Here is a 24,480-nt window from a genome sequence, read left to right as displayed (position 1 = left end):
CGCGCTCCGTCATGTTGATTTAAAACAAACGTGGCTGTTTTTGTGGTGTATTTCCCCACCGAAACTGTTTTTTGCTGCGTAGCGCGTGTCCCGACACTGAATGCTGTACTGCAGCGTAGATACCCGCACCGTCCGTTTCCTGTCGGCGCAGACACGGTCTGATGCGCCGCAGCAAAATGGCGCCTGGCCCGGACCCGCCGCGGCGAGGAAGGGATTTCTCTTGGTCGGCGAGGGGGAACTGCGTTATCGTTACGCGTTTTTCAGACAGTCGAGACGGCTGCCGCGACGGCTGATAACAAGGCATAGATCTTGCGAGGATGGACTGGTTTTGGCGGTGGAATCCTGTATCCCAGGGGGAAGCCAGTACAAGCGCACCAATACGGTGCGACAGATAATCGAGATGAAGGGTATTACATGAAGTCACCATGGATGCGGCGCGTGGCGCTGCTCGCCTGCCTGGCCACCCTGCCGCCGGCGGCCTTTGCCGCGGATGCCGCGCCTGCTACTGCGGGCGCGCCGGTCAAAACCTTGCGCTATATCCTGCCGGCCGCCGAGACGGGCTTTGACCCGGCCACCGCGCGCGACCTGTATTCGAACCACATCACGCAAGCCGTCTTCGATACCCTGTACACGTACGACTACCTGGCGCGCCCCGTCAAGGTGGTGCCCGGCGCGGCGGCCGCCATGCCGGAAGTGTCCGCCGATGGCAAGACCTACACCATCCGCCTGAAAAAAGGCATCCTGTTTACGCCGGACGCCGCGTTCGGCGGCAAGCGCCGCGAACTGACGATGGCCGATTATGTGTATTCGTGGAAGCGCCTGTTCGACCCGCGCCTGGCGTCGCCGCACAGCTGGCTGTTCGAAGGCAAGGTCGTGGGCCTGGACGACCTGGCGAAGGAAGCGGCCAAGTCGAACAAGTTTGACTACAACAAGAAAGTCGCCGGCCTGGAAATCCTCGACCCTTACACCTTGCGCATCACGCTGACCAAGACCGATTTCAATTTCCCCATGATCCTGGCCTACGTGCCGACGGCCGCGCTGGCGCGCGAAGTGGTGGACAAGTATGGCGACGTGAAGGGCGAAGTGGGCTCGAATCCCGTCGGCACCGGCTATTACACCCTGGGTGAATGGACGCGCGGCAACCGCATTGTCCTGAACCGCAACACGCAGCATTTGCCCGAGACGTGGAATTTCATGGCCGGCGACGACCCGGACGACCAGCGCATCGTGCGTCAGATGCAGGGCAAGCGCATACCCGCCATCGACCGCATTGAAATTTCCGTGATGATCGAAGACCAGTCGCGCTGGCTGTCCTTCCAGAGCGGCGGCACGGACGTGTTCTGGCTCGATGGCCCGCTGGCGCCGAAAGCCTTGTTGAACGGCAAGCTGCGTCCCGAGCTGGCGGAGAAGGGCGTGCAACTGTCGCGCCTGCTTGATCCGGAAATCAGCTATTACTACTGGAACATGGAAGATCCGACCCTGGGCGGCTTCAGCAAGGAAAAGATCGCCCTGCGCCGCGCCATTGCCATGGCGCACAATATCGACGAAGAAATCCGCATCATCTGGAACGGCCAGGCCAAGCGCCTCGACTATCCGATCCCTCCTGGTGTCGTCGGCTACGACCCGCACTATAAATCCCTGCTGCAATACGATCCCGTGCTGGCCAACAAATTGCTGGATAAATTCGGCTACAAGAAGGGTGCCGATGGCTGGCGCACTTTGCCCGATGGCAAGCCGCTGCTGATCCGCTACGCCTCGCGCAATGAAGCCAACGGCGTGCTGCAGGCGGAAATGTGGCGCAAGACCTACAACTCGCTGGGCATCCGCATGGAAAACGACCGCATGATCTTTTCCGACATTTTGAAAACGGAAAAGCAGTGCAAGATGCAGACGCGCACGGCGCCCTGGCTGGCCGATTATCCGGACGGCGACAATTTCATGCAGCTGTTCTACGGTCCGAATACGCACCAGAACAACAACGGCTGCTACCAGGATCCCGAGTACGATCAGTGGTACGCGGCCAGCCAGCACATGCCGGCCAGCCCCGAGCGCGACGAGCTCTACCACAAGATGGCGCGCCGCCTGGAAGTCAACGCGGGCGCCCTGATCGGCTACGCGCGCTACCGCAACATGCTGGCGCAAAAGACGGTGCAAGGCTACAAGAAGCACCCAATCCTGTTCCAGGAATGGGCGTATATGGATATCGACAGCACGGGCGCGCCAGCGGCGCCAGCCCCTGCGGCCCCGGCGAATAAATAAGCGCCGCCGCTTATAACGCCATATACAACAAGGAATCATTATGTTCGCTTATATCCTGCGCCGCTTGTGGCAGATGCTGCCCACCATGCTGGGCGTCGTCCTGCTGGTGTTTATCTTGTTCAACTGGGTGGGCGGCGACCCCGCCTACATCCTGGCCGGCAAGATGTCTAGTGCGGAAAGCATCGCCAATATCCGCCGCCAGCTGGGCGTCGACCAGCCCTACTATGTACAGTTGTGGATCTTCATCAAGCAGATCGTCACCTTTGATTTCGGCCAGAGCTGGGCCACGGGCGAGTCCGTGTCGCACATCATCACCTCGCGCCTGGGGCCATCGATGATGGTGCTGATCCCGCTGACCGTGCTGGAAACGTTCTTTGGCGTGGCGCTGGCGCTGGCCATCGCGTTCGTGCGCGGTTCGCTGACGGACCGCATGGTGATGATCGCCTGCACGGTGGGCATGTCGATTTCCATCCTCGTCTACATCATCGTCTTCCAGTACGGCTTCGCCTACAAGCTGGGCCTGTTCCCCGTGCAGGGCTGGGGCGACAGCTTCTGGGAAAACCTGCTGCGCTATTCGACCCTGCCGATTTTGATCGGCCTGGCCGTGTCCATCGCGCCGACCCTGCGTCTGTTCCGTACCTTCGTGCTGGACGAGGCGAACCAGGATTACGTGCGCACGGCGCGCGCCAAGGGCCTCAAGGAAGGCCGCATCATGTGGGTGCACGTGCTGCGCAATGCCGCCATTCCCATCATTACCTATGTGATGTCGAACTTGCCGGCCCTGCTGATCGGCGCCTTCCTGCTGGAACGCTTCTTCGGCATCCCCGGCATCGGGCGTGAAGTGATCCTGGCCGTCGAGCGCAGCGACTTTCCGGTGATCAAGGCGATCACCGTGTATGTGGCCGCCGCCACCATGCTCTTCAACCTGCTCACCGACCTGCTGTACCAGGCGGTCGACCCTCGCGTACAACTGAAGTAGAAAGTGATGATGTCGAAACCTCATACTTCGCCCGGCCTGTGGGCCCTGGCGTGGCGCCGTTTGCGCGGCGACAAGATTGCAATGGTATCGCTGGCCGTGGTCGGCGCGTTTTTCCTGCTGGTGCTGGCCTCCGCCAGCGGCCTGGTGGCGTCGAACTGGGAAGATGAAGTGGCCGTCAGCTATGCGCCGCCCACCTTTGTCGGCGCCGACAGGGATGTGGCCGGCGCCGCCGACGGCGCCATTCCCCAATCCGACGAGCGCAGCGCGCCCACCCCCGTCAACGTGCTCGACCCGCTGGCCGACGATATCGCCGAACTGCGCGCGCAGATGGGCAGCAACCCGTCGGCGGGCGTCGAGATGTACGGCGTCACCGACCCGCTGGCCGACGACTTGACGGCCTTGCGCGCCGGCATGGGCAAGGCGAAAAAGCTCGTCACGCACAAGGCGGCAACCTTGCCGTTCGGCGCCGACAAGTGGGGCCACGACATCCTGCAGAAAACCATCAAGGGCGGCGAAACGTCGATCGTCGTGGGCCTGGTGGCGGCCTTGCTGGCCGTCGTGCTGGGCACCATCTTCGGCGCCGTCTCCGGCTACTTCGGCGGCATCGTCGATGACTTTTTTAATTGGTTCTACAGCATCTTCACGTCGATTCCGTCGATTTTGATGATACTGACGGTGGCGGCGGTCTTGCAGCAGAAGGGCGTGCTGACCATCGTGCTGATCCTGGGTTTGACGGGCTGGACGGGGCCGTACCGGCTCATCCGCGCCGAATACATCAAGCACAAGGCGCGCGAATACGTGATGGCGGCCGACGCCATCGGCGCCTCGCACTGGCGCAAGATGTTCTCGCACATCTTCCCGAATGTGAGCCACGTGGCGCTGGTGCAAATGTCGATTCTCGTGGTGGGCTTCATCAAGGCGGAAGTGATCCTGAGTTTCCTCGGCTTTGGCGTGCCGGTGGGCACCGTCTCGTGGGGCAGCATGCTCAACGAGGCACAAAATGAACTGATCCTGGGCAAATGGTGGCAACTGACGGCCGCCGCCACGGCGATGGCCGTGCTGGTGACGGCGTTCTCGCTGTTTACCGATGCCTTGCGCGATGCGCTCGACCCCAAAGTGAAATAGGAGTTGCTCATGGACCAGAATAACCTGTTGGAAGTGCGCGACCTGCGCGTCACTTTCCGCCTGGACAAGAAGACCACGTTCGAAGCCGTCAAGGGCATCTCGTTCAACGTGCCGCGCAACAGTACCGTCGCCCTGGTGGGCGAATCGGGCAGCGGCAAGTCCGTCAGCTCCCTGGCCGTGATGGGCCTGCTGCCGCCGGACAGCACCATCATCGCCCCCGCCTCCAGCATCCATTTCGGCGGGCGCGACCTGCTCCAATTGTCGATCGCCGAGCGCCGCAATATGTGCGGCAAGGATATCTCGATGATCTTCCAGGAGCCGATGTCGTCGCTGAACCCCGTGTTTACCGTCGGCTTCCAGATCGCCGAGGTGCTGCGCCAGCACATGGGCATGAACCGCAAGCAGGCGCGCGCCCGCACCTTGGCGCTGCTGGAAGAAGTCGGCATCCCCGACCCCGCCACCAAGATCGACGCCTACCCGAGCCAGATGTCGGGCGGCCAGCAGCAGCGCGTGATGATCGCCATGGCGATTGCCTGCGAGCCGAAACTCTTGATCGCGGATGAACCGACGACGGCGCTGGACGTGACGATCCAGAAGCAGATCATGGACCTGATCGCGGCGCTGCAAAAGAAACACCAGATGTCCGTGCTCTTCATTACCCACGACCTGGGCCTGGTGGGCGAGATCGCCGACCAGGTGATCGTCATGCGCCACGGCGAAGTGCGCGAAACGGGCGAGGTGCGCCAGGTGTTCGAGGCGCCGCAAGACAGTTATACGAAAGCCTTGCTGCATTGCCGCCCATCCCTGGACGAGCGCCCGTGGCGCCTGCCCGTCATCGCCGACTACATGGAGGGCAAGGCCGGCCCCGGCGTGGAAGTGAAACAGCGCACGCGCGGCTACACGCCGGGCGACGAGCCGGTGCTGGTGGTCAATAAGCTCAGTAAAAGCTTTTATACGCGCGAGGGCCTGTTCGGCAAGCGCGAATTCCAGGCCGTCAAGGACGTGTCGTTTACCCTGCCGCGTGGAAAAACCCTGGGCGTGGTGGGCGAATCCGGTTCCGGCAAGACGACGGTGGGCTTGACCCTGCTGCGCCTGCACCAGGCCACGAGCGGCACGGCCATGTTCCATGGCAAGGATCTGATTGCCATGCCGAACAAGGAATACCTGCCCTATAAACGCCGCATCCAGATCATCTTCCAGAATCCGTACGCTTCCCTGAACCCCCGCTTCACGGTGGGACAGATTTTGCTCGAACCGATGCGCATCCATGATATCGGCGCCGATGACAAGGAACGCATCGCCAAGGCGTATTGGCTGCTGGACAAGGTGGGCTTGCCGGAGCAGGCTTTCCACCGCTATCCGCACGAGTTCTCGGGCGGCCAGCGTCAGCGCATCGCCATCGCCCGCTGCCTGACCATGCAGCCGGAAATCCTGGTGTGCGACGAATCCGTGTCGGCGCTGGACGTGTCCGTGCAGGCGCAGGTGCTCAACCTGCTGCAGGACTTGCAGGATGAATTCGGCCTGTCCTACATCTTCATCTCGCACGACTTGTCGGTGGTGAAATACATCGCCGACCAGGTGATGGTGATGCACAAGGGGCAGGTGGTGGAGCTAGCCGATTCGGATGAGCTGTACCGCAATCCCGTGCATCCGTACACGCGCACCCTGTTGAGTGCCATACCGAAGGGCGTGCAGTTGTAAGGGGCTTTTTACGGTAAGATAGCGGCCATGCCCAACCTCATTTACCTGCTCGAACATTACGGTGTCCTGATTGTCTTTGGCATCGTGCTGGTGGAGCAGCTCGGCTTGCCGATTCCCGCCTTTCCCATCCTCGTGGTGGCGGGGGCGCTGGCCGTCGATGGCGACATGAATGGGGCGCTGGTGCTGGCCGCCGCGCTGGGCGCCTGCCTGATCAGCGACTTCACGTGGTTCCGCGCGGGCCGCCATTTCGGCAAGCGCATCCTGCGCCTGCTGTGCCGCATCTCGCTGTCGCCTGACTACTGCGTCAGCCAGACGGAAGACAAATTCAAGCGCTGGGGCCCGAAGGCCCTGATCGTGTCCAAGTTCGTGCCGGGTTTTAATACCGTGGCGGCGCCCATGTCCGGCGCGCTGGGCACGCCGCCAGGGCAATTCTTCCTGTACGCGGGCCTGGGCGCCTTGCTGTGGAGCGGCACCGGCATCGCCGTCGGCGTGATCTTTCACGCCAGCGTGCAGCAGGTGCTCGATTTGCTCAGCACCATGGGCAGCACGGCCTTGCTGATGCTGGCCACCTTGCTGGGCCTGTTCCTGCTGTATAAATTCCTCGAACGCCGGCGCTTCCGCCAGGCCTTGCAGGTCGAGCGCATCGGCATCGATGAGTTGCTCGAACTGATAGAGCAGGGCGAGGAGCCGCTGATGGTCGACGCGCGCAGCGCCACCGCCCAGGCCCTGGAGCCGGCCGTGCCGGGCGCCTTGTTCTTCAACGGCAAGGAACCCGTGCCGGCCATGATCGCCATGGACAAGGACCGCCACATCATCGTGTATTGCAGCTGCCCCAACGACGTGACGGCCGCGCAAGTGGCCAAGCTGCTGCATCAGCACGGCTTTCACCGGGCCAAGCCCCTGCATGGCGGCCTCGACGCGTGGAACGCCGCCTACCGTTCCGACCAGCCGGCGCCCGCCAGCCTGCTGGGCGAAGGCTTGCCGTCCTGAACCGCGCCGCGTCGGCTGGCCCGCTTGGCAGGAAAAGGCGGCAGTAAAAACCGGTAGTAATAATACGAAAACCCCATCGCCGAGGCGCCTCGCGGGGCGTGCCGCGGTGGCGCCGTTCCGTACGAAGCGCCTTTGCGCAAACTCCGGCATACTCTTCTTGCAAGGTGATTCCTGCTGCTATGCAGCATGGTTTTGGCGCGCCGCAAGAGTGCAAGCACTCACTATAAAGCATTGCTTATAAGTAATTTCGAGCGTGCTTGTTGCATTTGGAGTGGAACTACCAATAAAGCCTTGTTTTGATGTACTTAAACTACAAACTTTGCTTGCCTCGGGGCGCATTCATCCTTTAAGCTTGGCGTCCCATGCGTCCCACTTCATCATTTAAAATCATGAGCGCTTCGTCTTCACCCGTACTGCCGACTTCCGCCTTTGCCGATGGACCGCGCCTGCTGGCCGACGTGGGCGGCACCAATGCCCGATTCGCCCTGGAAGTGGCCGCTGGCCACATCGTCCTGGTGGAAGTATTGCCCTGCGCCGACTACCCGAGCCTGTCCGCCGCGCTGAAGGCCTACCTGGCCCTGCCGCACGTGGCCGCCGCCGGCGGGCAAGCCGTGCGCCATGCCGTGATCGCCATCGCCAATCCCGTCGACGGCGATTTCCTCAGCATGACCAACCACCACTGGTCGTTCTCGATCCGCGCCATGCGCGAAGAGTGCGGTTTCACGACCCTGGACGTGGTCAACGATTTCACGGCCCTGGCGCGCGCCTTGCCGCTGCTGTCGAGCGAGCAGAAGCATCAGGTCGGCGCTGGCACGGCCCGTCCCGGCACGGCCATCGGCTTGATCGGCGCCGGCACGGGCCTGGGCGTGTCGGGCCTGATTCCTTCGCATGGCGGCTGGATCGCCCTGCAAAGCGAAGGCGGCCATGTGAGCTTTGCGCCGTCGAATGAGACGGAAGTGGGCATCCTGCAGTTTGCCTGGCGCGAATTTGAACACGTCTCGGCCGAGCGCCTGATTTCCGGCGATGGCCTGGAACTGATTTACCGCGCCCTGGCCGACCGTGCCGGCGTGCCGGCCGAGGACTTGCCGGCGGCGGAAATCACGCGCCGCGCGCTGGCCGGCGAATCGCCGTTGTGCGACGACGTCATCGAAGCGTTCTGCTGCATGCTGGGCACGGTGGCGGGCAACGTCGCCGTCACCCTGGGCGCGCTGGGCGGCATCTATATCGGCGGCGGCATCGTGCCACGCCTGGGCCAGCGCTTCGGCCGCTCGGGTTTCCGCGCCCGCTTCGAACGCAAGGGCCGCTTCGCCAATTATGTGTCGCAAGTGCCGACCTTTGTCATCACGGCGCAATATCCTGCTTTCCTGGGCGCATCGGCCATTCTTTCGGAGAAACTCTCCTCCCTGTAAGGCCGGGGCAGCGTCGGTGGGTATTGCCGATTTGTAACGCCAAGACCGGGTAAAACGCGTGTTTTGCCCGGTTTTGCGCTTTTCCGCTTTTTATCAGGTACAATTGGCATCGTTGGATGAAACGACGACTGTCGCTCACTTGCCTGGCTGGTCCGCCGCCACGAGTGAAGCAGCTGCTCCGGATATCGTTTCATTGCTGGTTATTTAAGGCCAGCACCATGGATCGCAGGACTTTCACTGCATCCGCAAGTCCCGCTTTGCGCGCATCGGCCAAGGCGTCGGAAAAACAGCCTCAACTTGTAACCCCAGCATGGCGTCGTCATCGATGTCTGCCATCCGTTACGTTGAAATGAACGTTTTGATTTCTTTCGCTGCATACGAATTGCAACACACATCCGCACAGAATTGCTATGAATACAATTGAGGCTAAAAAAGTCCTCGAAACCGCGTTGCTGTGCGCTCGTGAATCGCTGACGATCCACAGCCTGAAAAAGCTGTTCGTCGATGCGGACGAGAGTGGTCGCGTGCGTGGTGTCGGCGTCGGTGCCGACACGATCAAGCAATTGCTGGAAGAGTTGCGCGAGGAGTGGGAAGGGCGCGGCATCGAGATCGTCAGTCTGGCCTCAGGCTGGCGCTTTCAAAGCCGCCCGGAAATGAAGATGTATCTCGATCGCCTGACGCCCGAGCGGCCGCCCAAGTATTCTCGGGCGACCCTGGAAACCCTGGCCATCATCGCCTACCGCCAGCCGGTGACGCGGGGTGACATCGAGGAGATTCGCGGCGTCGCCGTCAATTCGCAGACGATCAAGATGCTGGAAGACCGCGGCTGGGTCGACGCCATCGGCTACCGCGACGTGGTGGGACGGCCGGCCTTGCTGGCCACCACCAAGCAGTTTTTGGATGACCTGGGTTTGCATTCGCTGTCCCAGCTGCCGCCTTTGCAGCAAATCAGCGAAATGCAGGGCAATGGGCTGGAAGCCCTGGAAGCGGCCCTGCAGGAAAATTTTGACAAGGCAAGCAATGAGCTTGCCCCCCAGCTTGGTGCAGGTAGCAATACGGCTGTGACAGATGTGACAGCAAGCCTTGATGCCGGCCCCGATGCTTCGCCCACGGACGAAGCCTACACTCACGACCCTGCGCCAGAACTAACGGTTGACGCTGCGCCAGGTCAGCACAGCCAAGAAACGAAGAATGAATAATCCGAATACACCCGAGACAGTTACCGCCAGCGACGAAGTCATCGTTGCCAAGCCCAAGCGCCGCACCAAGGCCCAGATCGAAGCCGATGCCGCAGCCGCTGCAACCCCTGCCGCCGGCGATGCCGTCGTCGCCAAGCCGAAGCGCCGCACGAAAGCCGACGTGGCCGCCGATGCGCCTGTCGCTGCCGACGCCGCTGCCGCTGTGGAAGCTGCCCCGGCCGTCAAGAAAACCCGCGCCAAGCCGGCCCTGAAGGCCGTGGCCGAAGCGGCCGAAGCCGCCGCCGAGGCGGTCGCCGCCCCGGCGCCGCGTCCACCGCGCGCCCGCGCCGCCGCCAAGGCCGCAGCCGCCGAGGCGGAAGCCGCGCCGGAATCCGTCGCTGACAAGCCGGCCGAAGCACGCCCGACCCGTGGTCCGCGCCAGATGCGCGGCGTGCAGGCCGAACGTGCGCTGCGCCAGCCGCCGCGCGCCGAAGCGCCACAGGCCGCCGAAGCCGCTGCGCCAGCCGCCGAGCAAGCCGCCGCGCCGGCCGCCGACGTCTTCGACGCCGACGGCAACCTCGTTTCCGCACCGCGCGCACCGCGCGGTCCGCGCAACGACGTGCCGGGCGCCGGCAAGAATGCGGGCAAGAGCCGCAAGAAGGGCAAGGGCCGCCAGGCTGCGCCGGGCAAGGTCAGCGATGCCGATGCCGTGTTCTCGTTCGTTACCTCGGACGCCTTCGACAGTGAAGAGGGCGGCACGGGCCGCGTGCAAAAAGCCGCCGTGCGCCGCGACCTGACATCCGACGACGATGCGCCGAAGCTGCACAAGGTGCTGGCCGAAGCCGGTCTCGGTTCGCGCCGCGACATGGAAGACCTGATCATTTCGGGCCGCGTGTCCGTGAATGGCGAGCCGGCCCATATCGGCCAGCGCATCCTGCCGACCGACCACGTGCGCATCAATGGCAAGTTGATCCAGCGCCGCGTCAGCAAGAAGCCGCCGCGCGTGCTGGTCTACCACAAACCGGCCGGCGAGATCGTCAGCCATAACGACCCGGATGGCCGTCCATCCGTGTTCGACCGCCTGCCGACCATGAAGGCGGGCAAGTGGCTGGCCGTTGGCCGCCTCGACTTCAACACGGAAGGCTTGCTGCTGTTTACCACCTCCGGTGATCTGGCCAACCGCCTGATGCACCCGCGCTACGGCATCGACCGCGAGTACGCCGTGCGTACCCTGGGCGAGCTGGAAGAGGGCATGCGCCAGAAGCTGCTGGCCGGCGTCGAGCTGGAAGACGGCATGGCGCAGTTCTCGAAGATCGCCGATGGCGGCGGCGAAGGCATCAACAAGTGGTACCGCGTGGTGATCGGCGAAGGCCGTAACCGCGAAGTGCGCCGCATGTTCGAAGCCATCGGCCTGACCGTCTCGCGCCTGATCCGTACCCGCTACGGCGCCATGACCCTGCCGAGCGGTCTGAAACGCGGCCGCTGGGAAGAGATGGATGAAAACACCGTGCGCGACCTGCTGACCGCCTACGGCATCGAAAAGAAAATGCCGCCGTCCGGCGATCCGCGTGCCGCTGGCGCCGCCAAGGGCCGCGAAGCGCGCAAGGCGAGCCGCGATGACGAGCCGAATGGCAATCGCATCGATGTGAGCAACCGCAATGCCGATCCATTCCCCGTCGCGCCGCGCCGTGGCCAGCCGCAAGGCCAGTTTGCCCGTCCGCAAGGCCAGGGTCGTCCAGGCGGCGCCGGCCGTCCTGGTGAAGCGCGTGGCCCGGGTCGTGGCCAGCCACAAGGTCCGTTCCAGGGCGGCCAGCCGCGTTCGTCGGCGTCGTTCGAGGGCGCGCCGCAGGGCCGTGCGCCACGCGCCGCCGGCCAGGGTCAAGGCCAGGGACGTCCCGGTGGCGAAGGCCGCGCGCCGCAGCGCGGTCCGCGCCAGCCCGATCCGCTGCAAACGGCATTTGGTTTCGCCAACACGGGTCCGCGCCGCAATGCGGGCGGTGCCGGCGGCCAGTCGCGCGCCGGTGGCCAGCCGCGTGGCGGCATGGATCGCGGCGGCATGGATGGCATGCCGCGCCGCCGCAGCAAAGGTTAATTCAGGCGATATTCTTCTCGCGCCCCCGCTGATCTGCCGCGGGTGCGCGCTCTTGTAACTGTTGTAAGCCGGGCCGCTCCTTGTGTGCGGCATTGCGGCGAAGTTAATAAGAGGTTATAATCTGCAGCCTAATAAAAGTTCTCCGCAGGGTTGTTTGGTGGGGAGTGCTTTCATCTGGTTGGGGAAATACAAGAAGATGGGCAGATGCCCATTTTTTTTTTGTTGAACCGTTTGTAATGGCTCCGCAAGGGGCCATATATGACTTGAATGCGTGTTTTTCGCATGCCGCCGGTGCTGTTTCAGTGCCGCGCTGCTGAAAACGGGCCTTATTTCTGGAGAATTTCTTGCAGCAGTTGGGATTAATTGAAAAGACAGTCACTGGTCTGGGCTATGAGCTCGTTGATGTCGAACGTGCCGAGCGCGGGCTGCTGCGCGTCTTTATTGATTTCAGCGCCGCCGATGCCGCTGAAAAAGGTCCGATCACGGTCGAAGACTGTGCCACGGTGAGTCACCAGTTATCGCATGTGTTGACGGTAGAGAACGTTCCTTACGAACGTCTCGAGATTTCTTCCCCGGGTCTCGATCGTCCGGTGCGCAAGCTGGAAGACTTTGTCCGTTTCGCAGGCCAGGAAATCATCGTCAAGCTGACGGTGGCGATGCCGGGTACGAACAACCGGAAATCGTTCCAGGGGATTCTGCAAGAACCCGTGGGCGATAAATTGTCGTTGGAATTTGAAGGTAAGGATGGTCCGGCGATGTTGGAGTTTACGCTCGCCGACGTGGATAAGGCACGCTTGGTGCCGCAGGTGGTTTTTAAGGGACGCAAAGCATGAGCCGCGAAGTTTTATTATTGGTTGACGCGCTGGCGCGCGAAAAAAACGTCGATAAAGATGTCGTCTTCGGCGCCCTCGAATTCGCGTTGGCGCAAGCCACGAAGAAACGGTATGAGGGTGAAGTAGACATCCGCGTTTCGATCGACCGCGAAACGGGCGAATTTGAATCGTTCCGCCGCTGGCACGTGGTGCCCGATGAAGCTGGCCTGCAATTGCCGGATCAGGAGATCCTGCATTTCGAGGCAAAAGAACAGATTCCCGATATCGAAGTCGATGATCACATCGAAGAACCGATCGAATCGGTCGAATTCGGCCGCCGTTTCGCCCAGGATACCAAACAGGTTGTCCTGCAGCGCGTGCGTGACGCCGAGCGCGAACAGATCCTGGTGGACTTCCTGGAACGCGGCGACTCGCTCGTGACCGGCACCATCAAGCGCATGGAACGCGGCGACGCCATCGTCGAATCGGGCAAGATCGAAGCACGCCTGCCACGCGACCAGATGATCCCGAAAGAAAATCTGCGTATCGGCGACCGCGTGCGTGCTTATATCCTGCGCATCGACCGCAATATGCGTGGCCCGCAAGTGATTCTGTCGCGCACCGCGCCGGAATTCATCATGAAGCTGTTCGAACTGGAAGTGCCGGAAATCGAGCAAGGCATGCTGGAAATTAAATCCGCGGCCCGCGATGCCGGCGTGCGCGCCAAGATCGCCGTCTACACGGCTGACAAGCGCATCGACCCGATCGGTACTTGCGTCGGCATGCGCGGTTCGCGCGTGCAGGCCGTGACCGGTGAACTCGGTGGCGAACGTGTCGACATCGTGCTGTGGTCGGAAGATCCGGCGCAGTTCGTCATCGGCGCCCTGGCGCCGGCGAACGTCTCGTCGATCATGGTCGACGAAGAGAAGCACGCCATGGATGTCGTGGTCGATGAAGAAAACCTGGCAATCGCGATCGGCCGCTCCGGCCAGAACGTGCGCCTGGCGTCGGAACTGACTGGCTGGAAGATCAACATCATGACGGCCGAAGAATCGGCTGACAAAGCTGCCCAGGAAACGGCTGCCGTGCGCATCCTGTTCATGGAAAAGCTCGATGTCGACCAGGAAGTGGCCGATATTCTGGTGGAAGAAGGTTTCGCCAGTCTGGAAGAAATCGCTTACGTGCCAATTTCCGAAATGCTGGAAATCGAATCGTTCGATGAAGATACCGTCAATGAACTCCGTACCCGTGCGCGTGATGCGCTCGTGACCGAAGCGATCGCTTCGGAAGAGGGTCTGGAAGGCATGGACGAGGCGTTGGTGAATCTGGAAGGCATGGATCGCATCACCGCCGGCAAGCTGGGTCTGGCTGGTATCAAGACCGTAGAAGCATTTGCAGCACTGGCATACGACGAATTTGGCGCAATCCTGGCCTTGTCTGCGGACCGTGCGCGTGAACTGATTACAAGTGAATTTAAAGATGTGACCGACGATGAGATGAAGTTGGTTGACTCGAAATATGACGATCGTGCCAAGGCGTTGCAAGCCAAGGCATGGAGTCTGGCCGAATCCGCAAAGGCTTAATTTGAGTATCTTTATCATCTCCGCGACACATAGAAAAGAGGACTGAATGGCGAGTAACAACGTAGCCCAATTTGCCACCGAACTGAAGATGCCTGCAGATTTGCTGCTGACGCAGCTGCGTTCTGCCGGCGTCGAGAAAAGTTCGACGTCAGATCCATTGTCGAAAGATGATAAGGACAAGCTTTTGGATCATCTGCGCCGCACACACGGCGCAGCGGCTGACACAGAAAAGAAAAAAATCACCGTGACCCGCAAGGAAACGACTGAAATCAAGCAAGCTGACGCCACCGGCAAGTCGCGCACCATCCAGGTGGAAGTGCGCAAGAAACGCACCTTCGTCCAGCGTGACGAAGCGGCGCCGGTCGCCGCTGAACCGGCCGCGCCTGCCGCGCCCGTGATCGATCCCGCCGAAGTGGCGCGCCGTGAAGAAGATGCCCGTAAACAGGCAGAACTGATCGCCCGCCAGGAAGCCGATCTGCGCGAAAAGCAGGAACGTCTGGCCAAGCTCGACGCGGAAAAAGAAGCCCAGGCGAAAGCCACGCAACAGGCTGAACTGGCCGCGAAGAAAGAAGCTGAAGCGGAAGCGAAGAAAGCCGCCGCCAAGGCCGCCGCCGCGCCTGCCGCCAGCACCGCCGCGCCTGTCGTTGACGACGCCGCCGCCGAAGCGAAAAAAGCTGCTGCCGCTGAAGAAGCGAAGAAGAAGGCCGCCGCCGCTGCTGTTGCCGCCAAGGAAGCCGCCGATAAAGCGGAAGCCACCGAGCGCGCACGCAAGGCCGTTGCCGACGAAGTCGCCCAGATCAAGGCCATGATGAACGCGCCACGCCGCGCCATCAAGGCACCGGAACCCGTACCGGTTCCAGTGAAGCCGAAGGCGCCGGAAGGCACGCTGCACAAGCCTGCTGACAAGAAACCGGGCGACAAGCCGGGCGACAAGAAGCCTGCTGTTGCAGACAAGAAATCCATCAAGTCGGCCAATGTGTCGTCCACCTGGTCCGATGACGCGAAAAAACGCGGCACCACCGGTGGTCCCAAGCCACGCGGCAATAGCGGCCCAGGCGGCCGTGACAGCTGGCGCGGTGGCGCGAAGGGCCGTCGCCCGACGCACCATGACGACCGTGAATCGAACTTCCAGGCGCCGACGGAAGCCGTCGTCAAAGACGTGCACGTACCGGAAACGATCACCGTGGCCGAACTGGCGCACAAGATGTCCGTCAAGGCCTCCGAAGTCATCAAGCATTTGATGAAACTGGGCCAGATGTGCACGATCAACCAGGTGCTGGACCAGGAAACCGCCATGATTCTGGTGGAAGAAATGGGCCACAAGGCGTTCGCCGCCGAACTGGACGATCCGGAAGCGCTGCTGGCCGACGTGGGCGAACACGCGCACTTCGAAACCAAGCCACGCGCACCGGTGGTCACCGTCATGGGTCACGTCGACCACGGCAAGACCTCGCTGCTGGACTACATCCGTCGCGCCAAGGTGGCATCGGGCGAAGCGGGCGGCATTACGCAGCATATCGGCGCTTACCACGTCGATACGCCACGCGGCATGATCACCTTCCTCGACACCCCGGGTCACGAAGCGTTTACCGCGATGCGTGCCCGTGGCGCCAAGGCAACCGACATCGTCATTCTGGTGGTTGCCGCCGACGATGGCGTGATGCCGCAAACGAAAGAAGCGATTGCCCATGCGAAAGCAGCTGGCGTACCGCTGGTGGTGGCGATCAACAAGGTCGACAAACCAGGCGGCAACGTTGACCGCGTGACGCAGGAACTGGTCGCCGAGCAAGTCGTGCCGGAAGAATACGGTGGCGAATCGCCATTCGTGCCGGTCTCGGCCAAAACGGGTCAGGGTATCGACGACCTGCTGGAACAAGTGCTGTTGCAAGCCGAAGTGCTGGAACTGACGGCGCCGGTGGAAGCACCTGCGCGCGGCCTGGTGGTCGAGGCGCGTCTGGACAAGGGCCGTGGTCCTGTCGCGACGATCCTGGTGCAGTCCGGTACCTTGCGCCGCGGCGACGTGATTTTGGCGGGCTCTTCGTATGGCCGCGTTCGCGCCATGCTGGACGAGAACGGCAAAGCCATCGCTGAAGCGGGTCCTTCGATTCCGGTCGAAATCCAGGGTCTGACGGAAGTGCCGGTCGCCGGTGAAGAAGTCGTCGTCATGGCTGACGAGCGCAAGGCGCGTGAAATCGGCCTGTTCCGTCAAGGTAAGTTCCGTGACGTGAAACTGGCGAAACAGCAAGCCGCGAAACTGGAAAACATGTTCGACCAGATGGCCGAAGGCGAAGTGAAAAACTTGCCATTGATCATCAAGACCGACGTGCAAGGTTCGCAGGAAGCGCTGGTCGGTTCGCTGCAGAAACTGTCGACCTCCGAAGTGCGCGTACAAGTGGTACACGCGGCTGTCGGCGGCATCACGGAATCGGACGTCAACCTGGCGGTCGCCTCGAAAGCGGTCATCATCGGCTTTAACGCCCGTGCTGATGCCCAGGCACGCAAGCTGGCCGAGTCGAATGGCGTGGACATTCGCTACTACAACATCATTTACGATGCGATCGACGAGATCAAATCGGCGTTGTCGGGCATGTTGGCACCAGAGAAACGCGAAACCGTCATCGGCCAGGTCGAGATCCGCCAGGTTATCCTGGTCTCGAAAGTGGGCGCGATTGCCGGTTGCCTGGTCACCGATGGCGTGGTCAAGCGTGCTTCTTCCGTCCGCCTGTTGCGCAACAACATCGTGGTGTGGAGCGGCGAGATCGACTCCCTGAAACGCTTCAAGGACGATGCGAAAGAAGTTCGCGCCGGTCTGGAGTGCGGCCTGTCGCTGAAGAACTACAACGACATTCAGGTTGGCGACACGCTGGAAGTGTTCGAAGTCCAGGAAATCGCTCGTACCCTGTAATCTCAGCAAGAACATTGGCGCGGACAGAGTTGTCCGCGCAAACACGTGGGGCGCATTGGTCAACGGGCAACCGTTTGACCCATGCGCCCTGCGGCACTTAGGACAGCACTTACTATCATGGCTAAACATAGCAAAACCATGCCGGCGCGCGGCTTGCGCGTGGCTGACCAGATCCAGCGCGATCTGGCCGAAATCGTCGCCTACGAATTGAAAGACCCGCGCGTGGGCACGATGATCACCATCACCGAAGTGCAGATCACGCCCGACTATGCGCACGCCAAGGTGTTTTTCACGATGTTGAAAGACAGCAAGGAAGCCATCAAGAACACCACCGAAGGCCTGATGGCCGCATCGGGCTTCATCCGTGGCTTGCTGGGCAAGCGCCTGCACATCCACACCCTGCCGATGCTGCATTTCGTGCACGACAGCTCGACCTCGCGCGGCATGGAAATGTCGCTGCTGATCGACAAGGCCAACGCCACGCGCGCGGCTGACGCCGAGCCGGACGGCGAGCCGGAAGACAAAGCGGACGAGCAATAACAGTGGCCGGTCCGAAGAAACCGCCCGGCATCAAGCGGGTGCGCGACCTCGTGGACGGCGTTCTGCTGCTGGACAAGCCCGTGGGCTGGTCCAGCAACGACGCCCTGATCAAGGCCAAGCGGGTGCTGAACGCCAAAAAAGCGGGCCATACGGGCACCCTGGATCCGTTCGCCACGGGCTTGCTGCCGCTGTGCTTTGGCGAGGCCACCAAGTTCTCGCAGGACTTGCTGGAAGCCGATAAAACCTACGAAACCCTGGTGCACCTGGGACAGACGACGGATACGGGCGACACGGAAGGCGAAGTGCTGGAAACGCGCGACGTCAACGTCACGCCGGAGCAGATCGAGGCCGTGCTGGCGCGGTTCCGCGGGCCGATCCTGCAGACGCCGCCCATGTACTCGGCCTTGAAAAGAGACGGCAAGCCCTTATATGAGTATGCAAGGGCAGGCATCACCCTGGAGCGCGAAGCGCGCCCGGTGACGATCCACAAGCTGGAATTCTTGAGCTACGCGGCCCCGTTCCTGAAATTGTCCGTGATGTGCAGCAAGGGCACATATATCCGCGTGCTGGGCGAAGACATCGGCCATGCCCTGGGCTGTGGCGCGCACCTGAACGCCTTGCGCCGCACGCAGGTGGGCAACCTGACTTTGGACGGCGTCGTCACATTGGACGAGCTGACGGCGCATGCCACGCCGTTGAGCCTGCTGGCGCCCGTCGATGCCTTGCTGTCGAGCTTCCCCGCCGTGCAACTGACGGAAGAATTGGCCAAGCGTTTCCTGCATGGCCAGCGCATCGCGCTGGGCAAGGAAGACGTCGCCGTACCAAACGAGCCGGGCAGGGTGCGCGTGTACCACGACAGCAAGCTGCTGGGTACGGGCCAGTTGCAGGAGTACAGCATCCTGGCGCCAGAGCGCCTGATCGCGACCGCACATCAATAAAATCTGGGGTCAGACCCCCTCGACCGTTGGCGCAAGCCTCTGAGTTGGCGGGATTGAGGGTCTGACCCCGGCATGCACTCGTCAAACAGTGTCGCTTTTTTAAACAATCCGTCCCCGACTGCGGGAGCCGCCAGCATTTTTAGATAGCGTTGCAACGCAACATGCTATACTACGCGGTTCCGGAAATAGATTAGCATTCGGGTATCTCGTACATCTTGTACGCACACCGCAGTTTTTCAGTAACTACTACGACCATGTCAAATACAAAACGCGCAATTCGTAATATCGCCATTATCGCCCACGTTGACCACGGCAAAACCACGCTGGTGGATCAGCTGCTGCGCCAGTCCGGCACCTTCCGTGAAAACCAAGCGGTCGACACCCGAGTCATGGACTCGAACGACCTGGAAAAGGAGCGCGGCATTACGATTCTGTCGAAGAACTGCGCTGTTGAGTACGAAGGCACCCACATCAACATCGTCGACACCCCAGGCCACGCCGACTTCGGCGGCGAAGTGGAACGTGTTCTGTCGATGGTCGACTCGGTGTTGCTGCTGATCGATGCACAGGAAGGCCCGATGCCACAAACCCGTTTCGTCACGCGCAAGGCGCTGGCACTGGGTCTGAAGCCTATCGTCATCGTCAACAAGATCGACCGTCCAGGCGCACGCCCGGACTGGGCCATCAACCAGACGTTCGAACTGTTCGACAAGCTGGGCGCCACCGACGAGCAACTGGATTTCCCTATCGTTTACGCTTCGGGCCTGAACGGCTATGCCGGCCTGACCGAAGACGTGCGCGGCGGCGACATGAAGCCGATGTTCGACGCCATCCTGGAACACGTTCCAGTGCGTGACGACAATCCGGAAGGCCCGCTGCAAATGCAGATCACCTCGCTCGACTACTCGTCGTACGTGGGCAAGATCGGCATTGGCCGCGTCAACCGCGGTACCGTTAAAGTTGGTCAAGACGTGCTGGTCATCAACGGTCCAGGCGCCACGCCAATCAAAGGCCGCATCAACCAGGTGCTGAACTTCAAGGGCCTGGAGCGCGTGCTGGTGGACGAGGCCGTCGCCGGCGACATCTGCCTGATCAACGGTATCGACGAAATCGGCATCGGTTCGACCCTGTGCGCGGTGGACACCCCTGAAGCGCTGCCGATGCTGACCGTCGACGAGCCGACCCTGACCATGAACTTCATGGTCAACAACTCGCCGCTGGCTGGCCGCGAAGGCAAGTTCGTGACCTCGCGCCAACTGCGTGACCGTCTGGAAAAAGAATTGAAAGCCAACGTTGCGCTGCGCGTGGCCCCCACCGACGACGACACGATCTTTGAAGTATCGGGCCGCGGCGAGCTGCACCTGACGATTCTGATCGAAAACATGCGTCGCGAAGGCTTCGAGCTGGCCGTATCGCGTCCACGCGTGGTCTTCAAGATGGTCGATGGCGTGCGCCACGAGCCGTTTGAAAACCTGTCGGTTGACGTGGAAGAAGCCAACCAGGGCGGCGTCATGGAAGAACTGGGCCGTCGTCGCGGCGACCTGCAAAACATGGAATCGGATGGCAAGGGCCGCGTGCGTCTCGAGTACCTGATCCCGGCGCGTGGCCTGATCGGCTTCCAGGGCGAATTCATGACCCTGACCCGCGGTACCGGCCTGATGAGCCACGTGTTCCATGAATACGCACCAGTCGACAACACCCGTGGCGAAATGGCTGGCCGTCGCAACGGCGTGCTGATCTCGCAAGACGACGGCGCCGCCGTTGCCTACGCGATCTGGAAACTGCAAGACCGCGGCCGCATGTTCGTGTCGCACAATGACCCGGTCTACGAAGGCATGGTCATCGGTATCCACTCGCGCGACAACGACCTGGTCGTCAACCCGATCAAGGGCAAGCAGCTGACCAACGTGCGTTCGTCGGGTACCGACGAAGCGGTGCGCCTGGTACCACCTATCCAGATGTCCCTGGAATACGCGGTCGAGTTCATCGAGGACGACGAACTGGTGGAAATCACGCCAAAATCGATCCGTCTGCGCAAGCGTTTCCTGAAAGAGCACGAGCGTAAAAAAGCGTCGCGTGATTCGTAATATGTTGTAGCGCATGGCCTGCGGGCCATGCCGCTTCCGGCCCGCTGCGCCGCGTCACCATCACTGGTGGGGCGCGCAGCGGGTTTGTCATTTGCAGCCCTGTTTTTTGTAGACACCATGACTTCCTCTTCTCTGCCTTCCCGCCGCCTGTCCGTCGCCCCGATGATGGACTGGACCGACCGCCATTGCCGCAAGTTCCACCGCGAAATCACGCGCCATACCTGGCTCTATACCGAGATGGTGACGACGGGCGCGCTGGTGTACGGCGACGTGGAGCGCCACCTGCGCTTCAACGAGGAAGAGCATCCGGTGGCCCTGCAGCTGGGCGGCAGCGATCCGGCCGACCTGGCCACCAGCGCCAAGCTGGGCCAGCAGTGGGGCTATGACGAGGTCAACCTCAATTGCGGCTGCCCGTCCGAGCGCGTGCAAAAGGGCGCGTTTGGCGCCTGCCTGATGGCCGAACCGCAACTGGTGGCCGACTGCGTGAAAGCCATGCGCGACGTGGTCGACATCGACGTCACGGTCAAGCACCGCATCGGCATCGATGACAGCGAGTCGTATGACTTCGTGCGCGACTTCGTCGGCACCGTGGCCGATGCCGGCTGCAAGACGTTTATCGTGCATGCGCGCAATGCCATCCTGAAAGGCCTGAGCCCGAAGGAAAACCGCGAGGTGCCGCCGCTCAAGTATGACTATGCGTATCGTCTGAAGCGCGACTTCCCGCAGTTCGAGTTCATCATCAATGGCGGCATCAAGACTTTGGACGAGATCGACCTGCATTTGCAGCACCTGGACGGTGTGATGCTGGGCCGCGAGGCCTACCACAACCCGTATGTGATGGCGCAGTTCGACCAGCGCTATTACGGTGACGATGCGCCCGTGAAAACGCGCGAACAGGTGCTCGAGGCGATGATCCCGTACATCAGCGCGCAGTTGGAGAAGGAAGCGGGGCGATTAAAGCTGAACAGCGTGACGCGCCACATGCTGGGCCTGATGCAAAACCTGCCCGGCGCGCGCGGCTTCCGCCAGACCTTGTCGGACTCGAAGAAGCTGGCCTCGGGCGACCCGCGCCTGCTGCTGGAGGCGGCGGCGCGCCTGTCGCTGCCGGCCTGATGAGCGACAGCGGCCACGCCCATGCACTGCAGCTGCATGGCTATCTGCAAGCCGTCGGCGCCCTGAAGGACGACGGCAGCCTGTTTCTTTGCGAGTATCTGGGTCCCGTCGCGCCGCAGGCAGCGCTCGATGCCCTGTGCCGCGCGCTGAGGCTGGCGCCCGACGGCTTGCGCCTGCAGCCGATCGAGACGGTCGTGTGCAGCGGCGTCTTGTGCACGCCGCGCCAGTGGCTGCTCGAGCGCCTGGGTCCGATGAACGAAGCGGATCGCCCGCCGCTCGACGCCCGTTTGTTCGACGGTTTCGAGCGCGAACTGGCCGACCTGCTGCGCGGCGAGCCCCGCTGGTATCAACTGGTATTGTCTGGCCAGCGCAGCCTGGCCGGGCAATTGGGCGCCATCTGGAGCGTCTTTGTCTTCGGCACAGAGTGCCACGCCTATGTGATGCATTGCAGCTGGGACCGCTGATCCAGCTTGTCTATACCGCTGCCACGGCGCACTGGTATTGCCGTACTTCCCCTTCCTCTGCGTACCTTTCCCAAAACGATGTCATATGGCTATGCCATGTGTTGTAAATGCGCTGTTTCGGCGCACGCCCGCACTGTCGTGGGGCGTTTCTAGGGGGCAAGAAACGGCGTTGTTGCCATTTCCCCGAAGAAAGTTAATCTGGCATTTATTCAGGTACTTATTGCTTGCTTTGAGGCAAAATTTACACCTATAATTGATTATAGACAAATATTTCTCATATGAATGTTTGATGTTGATCTCACCATCAACAGTGTAAAAACGGCAGTGTGTGGAACAAATTTGCATTCGCAGTCACTGGTTTTTTCAGCGCTGCGGTAGACCAGGAAGCACCCCAGGCTGCGTGCGGCCGGATACCACCAGCTGACCAGTCGGCAACGGTGGAAACCGGCGTCCCGCAGCCTTCGTCTTGTCGTGCCGGGCAAAATTCTTATCAATAGTTTCATTTACGAAGAGCCGAAATGAATTTAGCAAAAATGAAGGTTGGTACCCGCCTGGGCCTGGGATTCGCCCTGGTACTGGTTCTGCTGGTGGCCGTGACCGTCCTCGGCATCGCGCGCATGGCGCAAATCCAGGAGCGTCTCGATCACGTGATCAATGTTAACAACGTCGTCACCCGCCTGGTGATCGACATGCGTGGCAACGTCAGCGACCGCATCACCTCGCTGCGCATCCTGACCCTGATGACGGACGCGAGCGATATGGAGCCGGAAATGGCGCGTATCAAGACGCAAACGGCGACCTACCAGGAAACACAGAAAAAGCTCGAAGAGAAATTTGCCGTTGAATCGACGCCGGAAGAAAAGGCCTTGCTGACGTCGATCAAGGAATATGAAGCCGCCGCCATGCCGGCCATCGCCAAGGCGTCCGCCCTGTGGATGGCCAACGATGCGGAAGGCGCGACGCGCGTGATGATCAAGGAAATCCGCCCGGTACAGAAAAAATGGATGGAAGCGCTGGAGCAGCTGGCCACGCTGGAAGACAAGCTGAACGAGCAGATGCAGTCGGATGCCCGCAAGGCCTTCGACAGCGCGCGCCTGTTCATGATCATCCTCGGCGTGCTGGCCGTGGCGATGGGCGTGGCGGCGGCGCTGGTGATTACGCGTGGCTTGCTGAAGCAGCTGGGCGGCGAACCGGACTACACGGCATCGATCGCCGGCAGCATCGCCAACGGCGACCTGTCGATCGGCATCCACACCCAGCCGTCCGATACTTCCAGCCTGCTGGCGGAAATGAAGGAAATGCGCAACAGCCTGGTGGGCATCGTCGGCCAGGTGCGCGTTGGCACGGAAACCATCGGCACGGCCTCGCGTGAAATCGCCGACGGCAATATCGACCTGTCCTCGCGCACGGAAATGCAGGCGAGCGCGCTGGAAAAAACCGCCTCGGCCATGGAAGAGCTGACCTCGACCGTGAAACAGAATGCGGACAATGCGCGCGAAGCCAACAAGCTGGCCGCCACCGCCTCGGACGTGGCCCTGAAGGGCGGCTCCGTGGTGTCGCAAGTGGTCGACACCATGAGCTCCATCAATGAGTCGGCGAAGAAAATCGTCGACATCATCGGCGTGATTGACGGCATCGCCTTCCAGACGAATATTCTGGCGCTGAACGCGGCCGTGGAAGCGGCGCGTGCCGGCGAGCAAGGCCGCGGCTTTGCCGTGGTGGCGTCGGAAGTGCGCAACCTGGCCCAGCGCTCCGCTGGCGCCGCCAAGGAAATCAAGATCCTCATCGATGATTCGGCCGAGAAGACCGAACGCGGCACACGCCTGGTGGGCCAGGCCGGCGTGACGATGGGCGAAGTGGTCGACAGCGTGCGCCGCGTGACCGACATCATGAGCGAGATCGCCAGCGCCAGCCAGGAGCAAAGCGCCGGCATCGAACAGGTCAACCTGTCGATCATCGAGATGGATGGCATGACGCAGCAAAATGCGGCGCTGGTGGAGCAAGCGGCCGCCGCGGCGCAAAGCCTGCAGGACCAGGCGGCCGAACTGGCCCACGTGGTCAGCATCTTCAAGCTGGTCGAAGGCGAAGAGAAGCCGGCGGCCTACGTGCCGGCGCCCGTGGCCGCCGTGCCGGTGGCCGTGCGCAAGCCGGCTGCGGCATTGCGTCCCGTCAAGTCGCTGACGCGCAAGGCCGAAGCCGCCGCGCCTGCCGCCCCTGCGGCGCCACGCAAGGCGGCTGCGGCCAGCAGCACCAGCAATGACGAGTGGGAAGAGTTTTGATTGTTCGGCAGCGATGGCGTTGCGTG

Annotated in this window: 17 protein-coding genes; all 17 read left to right on the top strand. The window is 61.7% G+C overall.

Annotated elements, in window-relative coordinates:
- Window positions 1-414 precede the first annotated feature (414 nt).
- The 17 genes from BM193_RS08935 (at window position 415) to BM193_RS08855 (ending at window position 24,454) form a co-directional block, all read left to right on the top strand.
- On the top strand, window positions 415-2,259 hold the full coding sequence (locus BM193_RS08935; protein ID WP_254785964.1) for an ABC transporter substrate-binding protein: 1,845 nt from the start codon (window positions 415-417) through the stop codon (window positions 2,257-2,259).
- Between the two features lie 40 nt (window positions 2,260-2,299).
- On the top strand, window positions 2,300-3,238 hold the full coding sequence (locus tag BM193_RS08930; protein WP_092798198.1) for an ABC transporter permease: 939 nt from the start codon (window positions 2,300-2,302) through the stop codon (window positions 3,236-3,238).
- A gap of 6 nt (window positions 3,239-3,244) precedes the next feature.
- Entirely contained in the window at window positions 3,245-4,363 is a 1,119-nt protein-coding gene (locus BM193_RS08925) for an ABC transporter permease (RefSeq protein WP_092798199.1), read from the top strand.
- Window positions 4,364-4,372: 9 nt separating this feature from the next.
- Window positions 4,373-6,064, top strand: a complete 1,692-nt coding sequence (locus tag BM193_RS08920) for an ABC transporter ATP-binding protein (protein ID WP_092798200.1) — start codon at window positions 4,373-4,375, stop codon at window positions 6,062-6,064.
- Window positions 6,065-6,091: 27 nt separating this feature from the next.
- Complete coding sequence (locus tag BM193_RS08915) at window positions 6,092-7,054, top strand: VTT domain-containing protein (protein ID WP_092798201.1); 963 nt, start codon at window positions 6,092-6,094, stop codon at window positions 7,052-7,054.
- A 389-nt stretch (window positions 7,055-7,443) separates the two neighbouring features.
- The gene (locus BM193_RS08910) at window positions 7,444-8,463 is read left to right on the top strand and encodes a glucokinase (RefSeq protein WP_092798202.1); all 1,020 of its coding nucleotides are present in this window, start codon (window positions 7,444-7,446) and stop codon (window positions 8,461-8,463) included.
- A 410-nt stretch (window positions 8,464-8,873) separates the two neighbouring features.
- Window positions 8,874-9,662 carry an SMC-Scp complex subunit ScpB gene (gene scpB, locus BM193_RS08905; protein ID WP_092798203.1) on the top strand — a complete coding sequence of 263 codons (789 nt, stop codon included), beginning with the start codon at window positions 8,874-8,876 and terminating at the stop codon, window positions 9,660-9,662.
- A complete protein-coding gene (gene rluB, locus BM193_RS08900) occupies window positions 9,655-11,733 on the top strand; it encodes a 23S rRNA pseudouridine(2605) synthase RluB (protein WP_092798204.1) in 2,079 nt (692 codons plus the stop codon). Before scpB ends, rluB begins: the two co-directional genes overlap by 8 nt.
- A 344-nt stretch (window positions 11,734-12,077) precedes the next feature.
- Window positions 12,078-12,566 carry a ribosome maturation factor RimP gene (gene rimP, locus BM193_RS08895; RefSeq protein ID WP_034760462.1) on the top strand — a complete coding sequence of 163 codons (489 nt, stop codon included), beginning with the start codon at window positions 12,078-12,080 and terminating at the stop codon, window positions 12,564-12,566.
- Complete coding sequence (nusA, locus tag BM193_RS08890) at window positions 12,563-14,128, top strand: transcription termination factor NusA (protein WP_092798205.1); 1,566 nt, start codon at window positions 12,563-12,565, stop codon at window positions 14,126-14,128. The genes rimP and nusA overlap by 4 nt, the downstream gene beginning before the upstream one ends.
- 46 nt (window positions 14,129-14,174) lie before the next feature.
- A complete protein-coding gene (gene infB / locus BM193_RS08885) occupies window positions 14,175-17,033 on the top strand; it encodes a translation initiation factor IF-2 (protein WP_092798206.1) in 2,859 nt (952 codons plus the stop codon).
- A gap of 117 nt (window positions 17,034-17,150) precedes the next feature.
- Window positions 17,151-17,573: a 30S ribosome-binding factor RbfA gene (rbfA, locus tag BM193_RS08880; RefSeq protein ID WP_092798207.1), complete on the top strand. Its 423-nt coding sequence runs from the start codon at window positions 17,151-17,153 to the stop codon at window positions 17,571-17,573.
- Between the two features lie 2 nt (window positions 17,574-17,575).
- Window positions 17,576-18,511 (top strand): tRNA pseudouridine(55) synthase TruB, encoded by a 936-nt coding sequence (gene truB / locus BM193_RS08875; RefSeq protein ID WP_092798208.1) that lies wholly within the window; start codon window positions 17,576-17,578, stop codon window positions 18,509-18,511.
- 254 nt (window positions 18,512-18,765) lie between these two features.
- Window positions 18,766-20,598 (top strand): translational GTPase TypA, encoded by a 1,833-nt coding sequence (gene typA, locus BM193_RS08870; protein ID WP_076569139.1) that lies wholly within the window; start codon window positions 18,766-18,768, stop codon window positions 20,596-20,598.
- 117 nt (window positions 20,599-20,715) lie between these two features.
- Window positions 20,716-21,711: a tRNA dihydrouridine(20/20a) synthase DusA gene (gene dusA / locus BM193_RS08865; protein WP_092798209.1), complete on the top strand. Its 996-nt coding sequence runs from the start codon at window positions 20,716-20,718 to the stop codon at window positions 21,709-21,711.
- Window positions 21,711-22,175, top strand: coding sequence for a hypothetical protein (locus BM193_RS08860; RefSeq protein ID WP_092798210.1), 465 nt, complete (start codon window positions 21,711-21,713; stop codon window positions 22,173-22,175). The genes dusA and BM193_RS08860 overlap by 1 nt, the downstream gene beginning before the upstream one ends.
- Window positions 22,176-22,693: 518 nt before the next feature.
- Window positions 22,694-24,454: a methyl-accepting chemotaxis protein gene (locus BM193_RS08855; RefSeq protein WP_254785963.1), complete on the top strand. Its 1,761-nt coding sequence runs from the start codon at window positions 22,694-22,696 to the stop codon at window positions 24,452-24,454.
- Window positions 24,455-24,480 lie beyond the last annotated feature (26 nt).

This window comes from Janthinobacterium sp. 344 (genome assembly GCF_900112025.1).
Lineage (GTDB): Bacteria > Pseudomonadota > Gammaproteobacteria > Burkholderiales > Burkholderiaceae_D > Janthinobacterium.
The sequence above is the reverse complement of the archived record's forward strand: the minus strand, read 5'-3'. Positions and strand labels throughout refer to the sequence as shown.

Coding starts and splice junctions, on each gene's coding strand:
- BM193_RS08935 (WP_254785964.1), top strand. CDS start 415: ATGAAGTCACCATGGATGCGGCGCGTGGCGCTGCTCGCCTGCCTGGCC.
- BM193_RS08930 (WP_092798198.1), top strand. CDS start 2,300: ATGTTCGCTTATATCCTGCGCCGCTTGTGGCAGATGCTGCCCACCATG.
- BM193_RS08925 (WP_092798199.1), top strand. CDS start 3,245: ATGATGTCGAAACCTCATACTTCGCCCGGCCTGTGGGCCCTGGCGTGG.
- BM193_RS08920 (WP_092798200.1), top strand. CDS start 4,373: ATGGACCAGAATAACCTGTTGGAAGTGCGCGACCTGCGCGTCACTTTC.
- BM193_RS08915 (WP_092798201.1), top strand. CDS start 6,092: ATGCCCAACCTCATTTACCTGCTCGAACATTACGGTGTCCTGATTGTC.
- BM193_RS08910 (WP_092798202.1), top strand. CDS start 7,444: ATGAGCGCTTCGTCTTCACCCGTACTGCCGACTTCCGCCTTTGCCGAT.
- scpB (WP_092798203.1), top strand. CDS start 8,874: ATGAATACAATTGAGGCTAAAAAAGTCCTCGAAACCGCGTTGCTGTGC.
- rluB (WP_092798204.1), top strand. CDS start 9,655: ATGAATAATCCGAATACACCCGAGACAGTTACCGCCAGCGACGAAGTC.
- nusA (WP_092798205.1), top strand. CDS start 12,563: ATGAGCCGCGAAGTTTTATTATTGGTTGACGCGCTGGCGCGCGAAAAA.
- infB (WP_092798206.1), top strand. CDS start 14,175: ATGGCGAGTAACAACGTAGCCCAATTTGCCACCGAACTGAAGATGCCT.
- rbfA (WP_092798207.1), top strand. CDS start 17,151: ATGGCTAAACATAGCAAAACCATGCCGGCGCGCGGCTTGCGCGTGGCT.
- typA (WP_076569139.1), top strand. CDS start 18,766: ATGTCAAATACAAAACGCGCAATTCGTAATATCGCCATTATCGCCCAC.
- dusA (WP_092798209.1), top strand. CDS start 20,716: ATGACTTCCTCTTCTCTGCCTTCCCGCCGCCTGTCCGTCGCCCCGATG.
- BM193_RS08860 (WP_092798210.1), top strand. CDS start 21,711: ATGAGCGACAGCGGCCACGCCCATGCACTGCAGCTGCATGGCTATCTG.
- BM193_RS08855 (WP_254785963.1), top strand. CDS start 22,694: ATGAATTTAGCAAAAATGAAGGTTGGTACCCGCCTGGGCCTGGGATTC.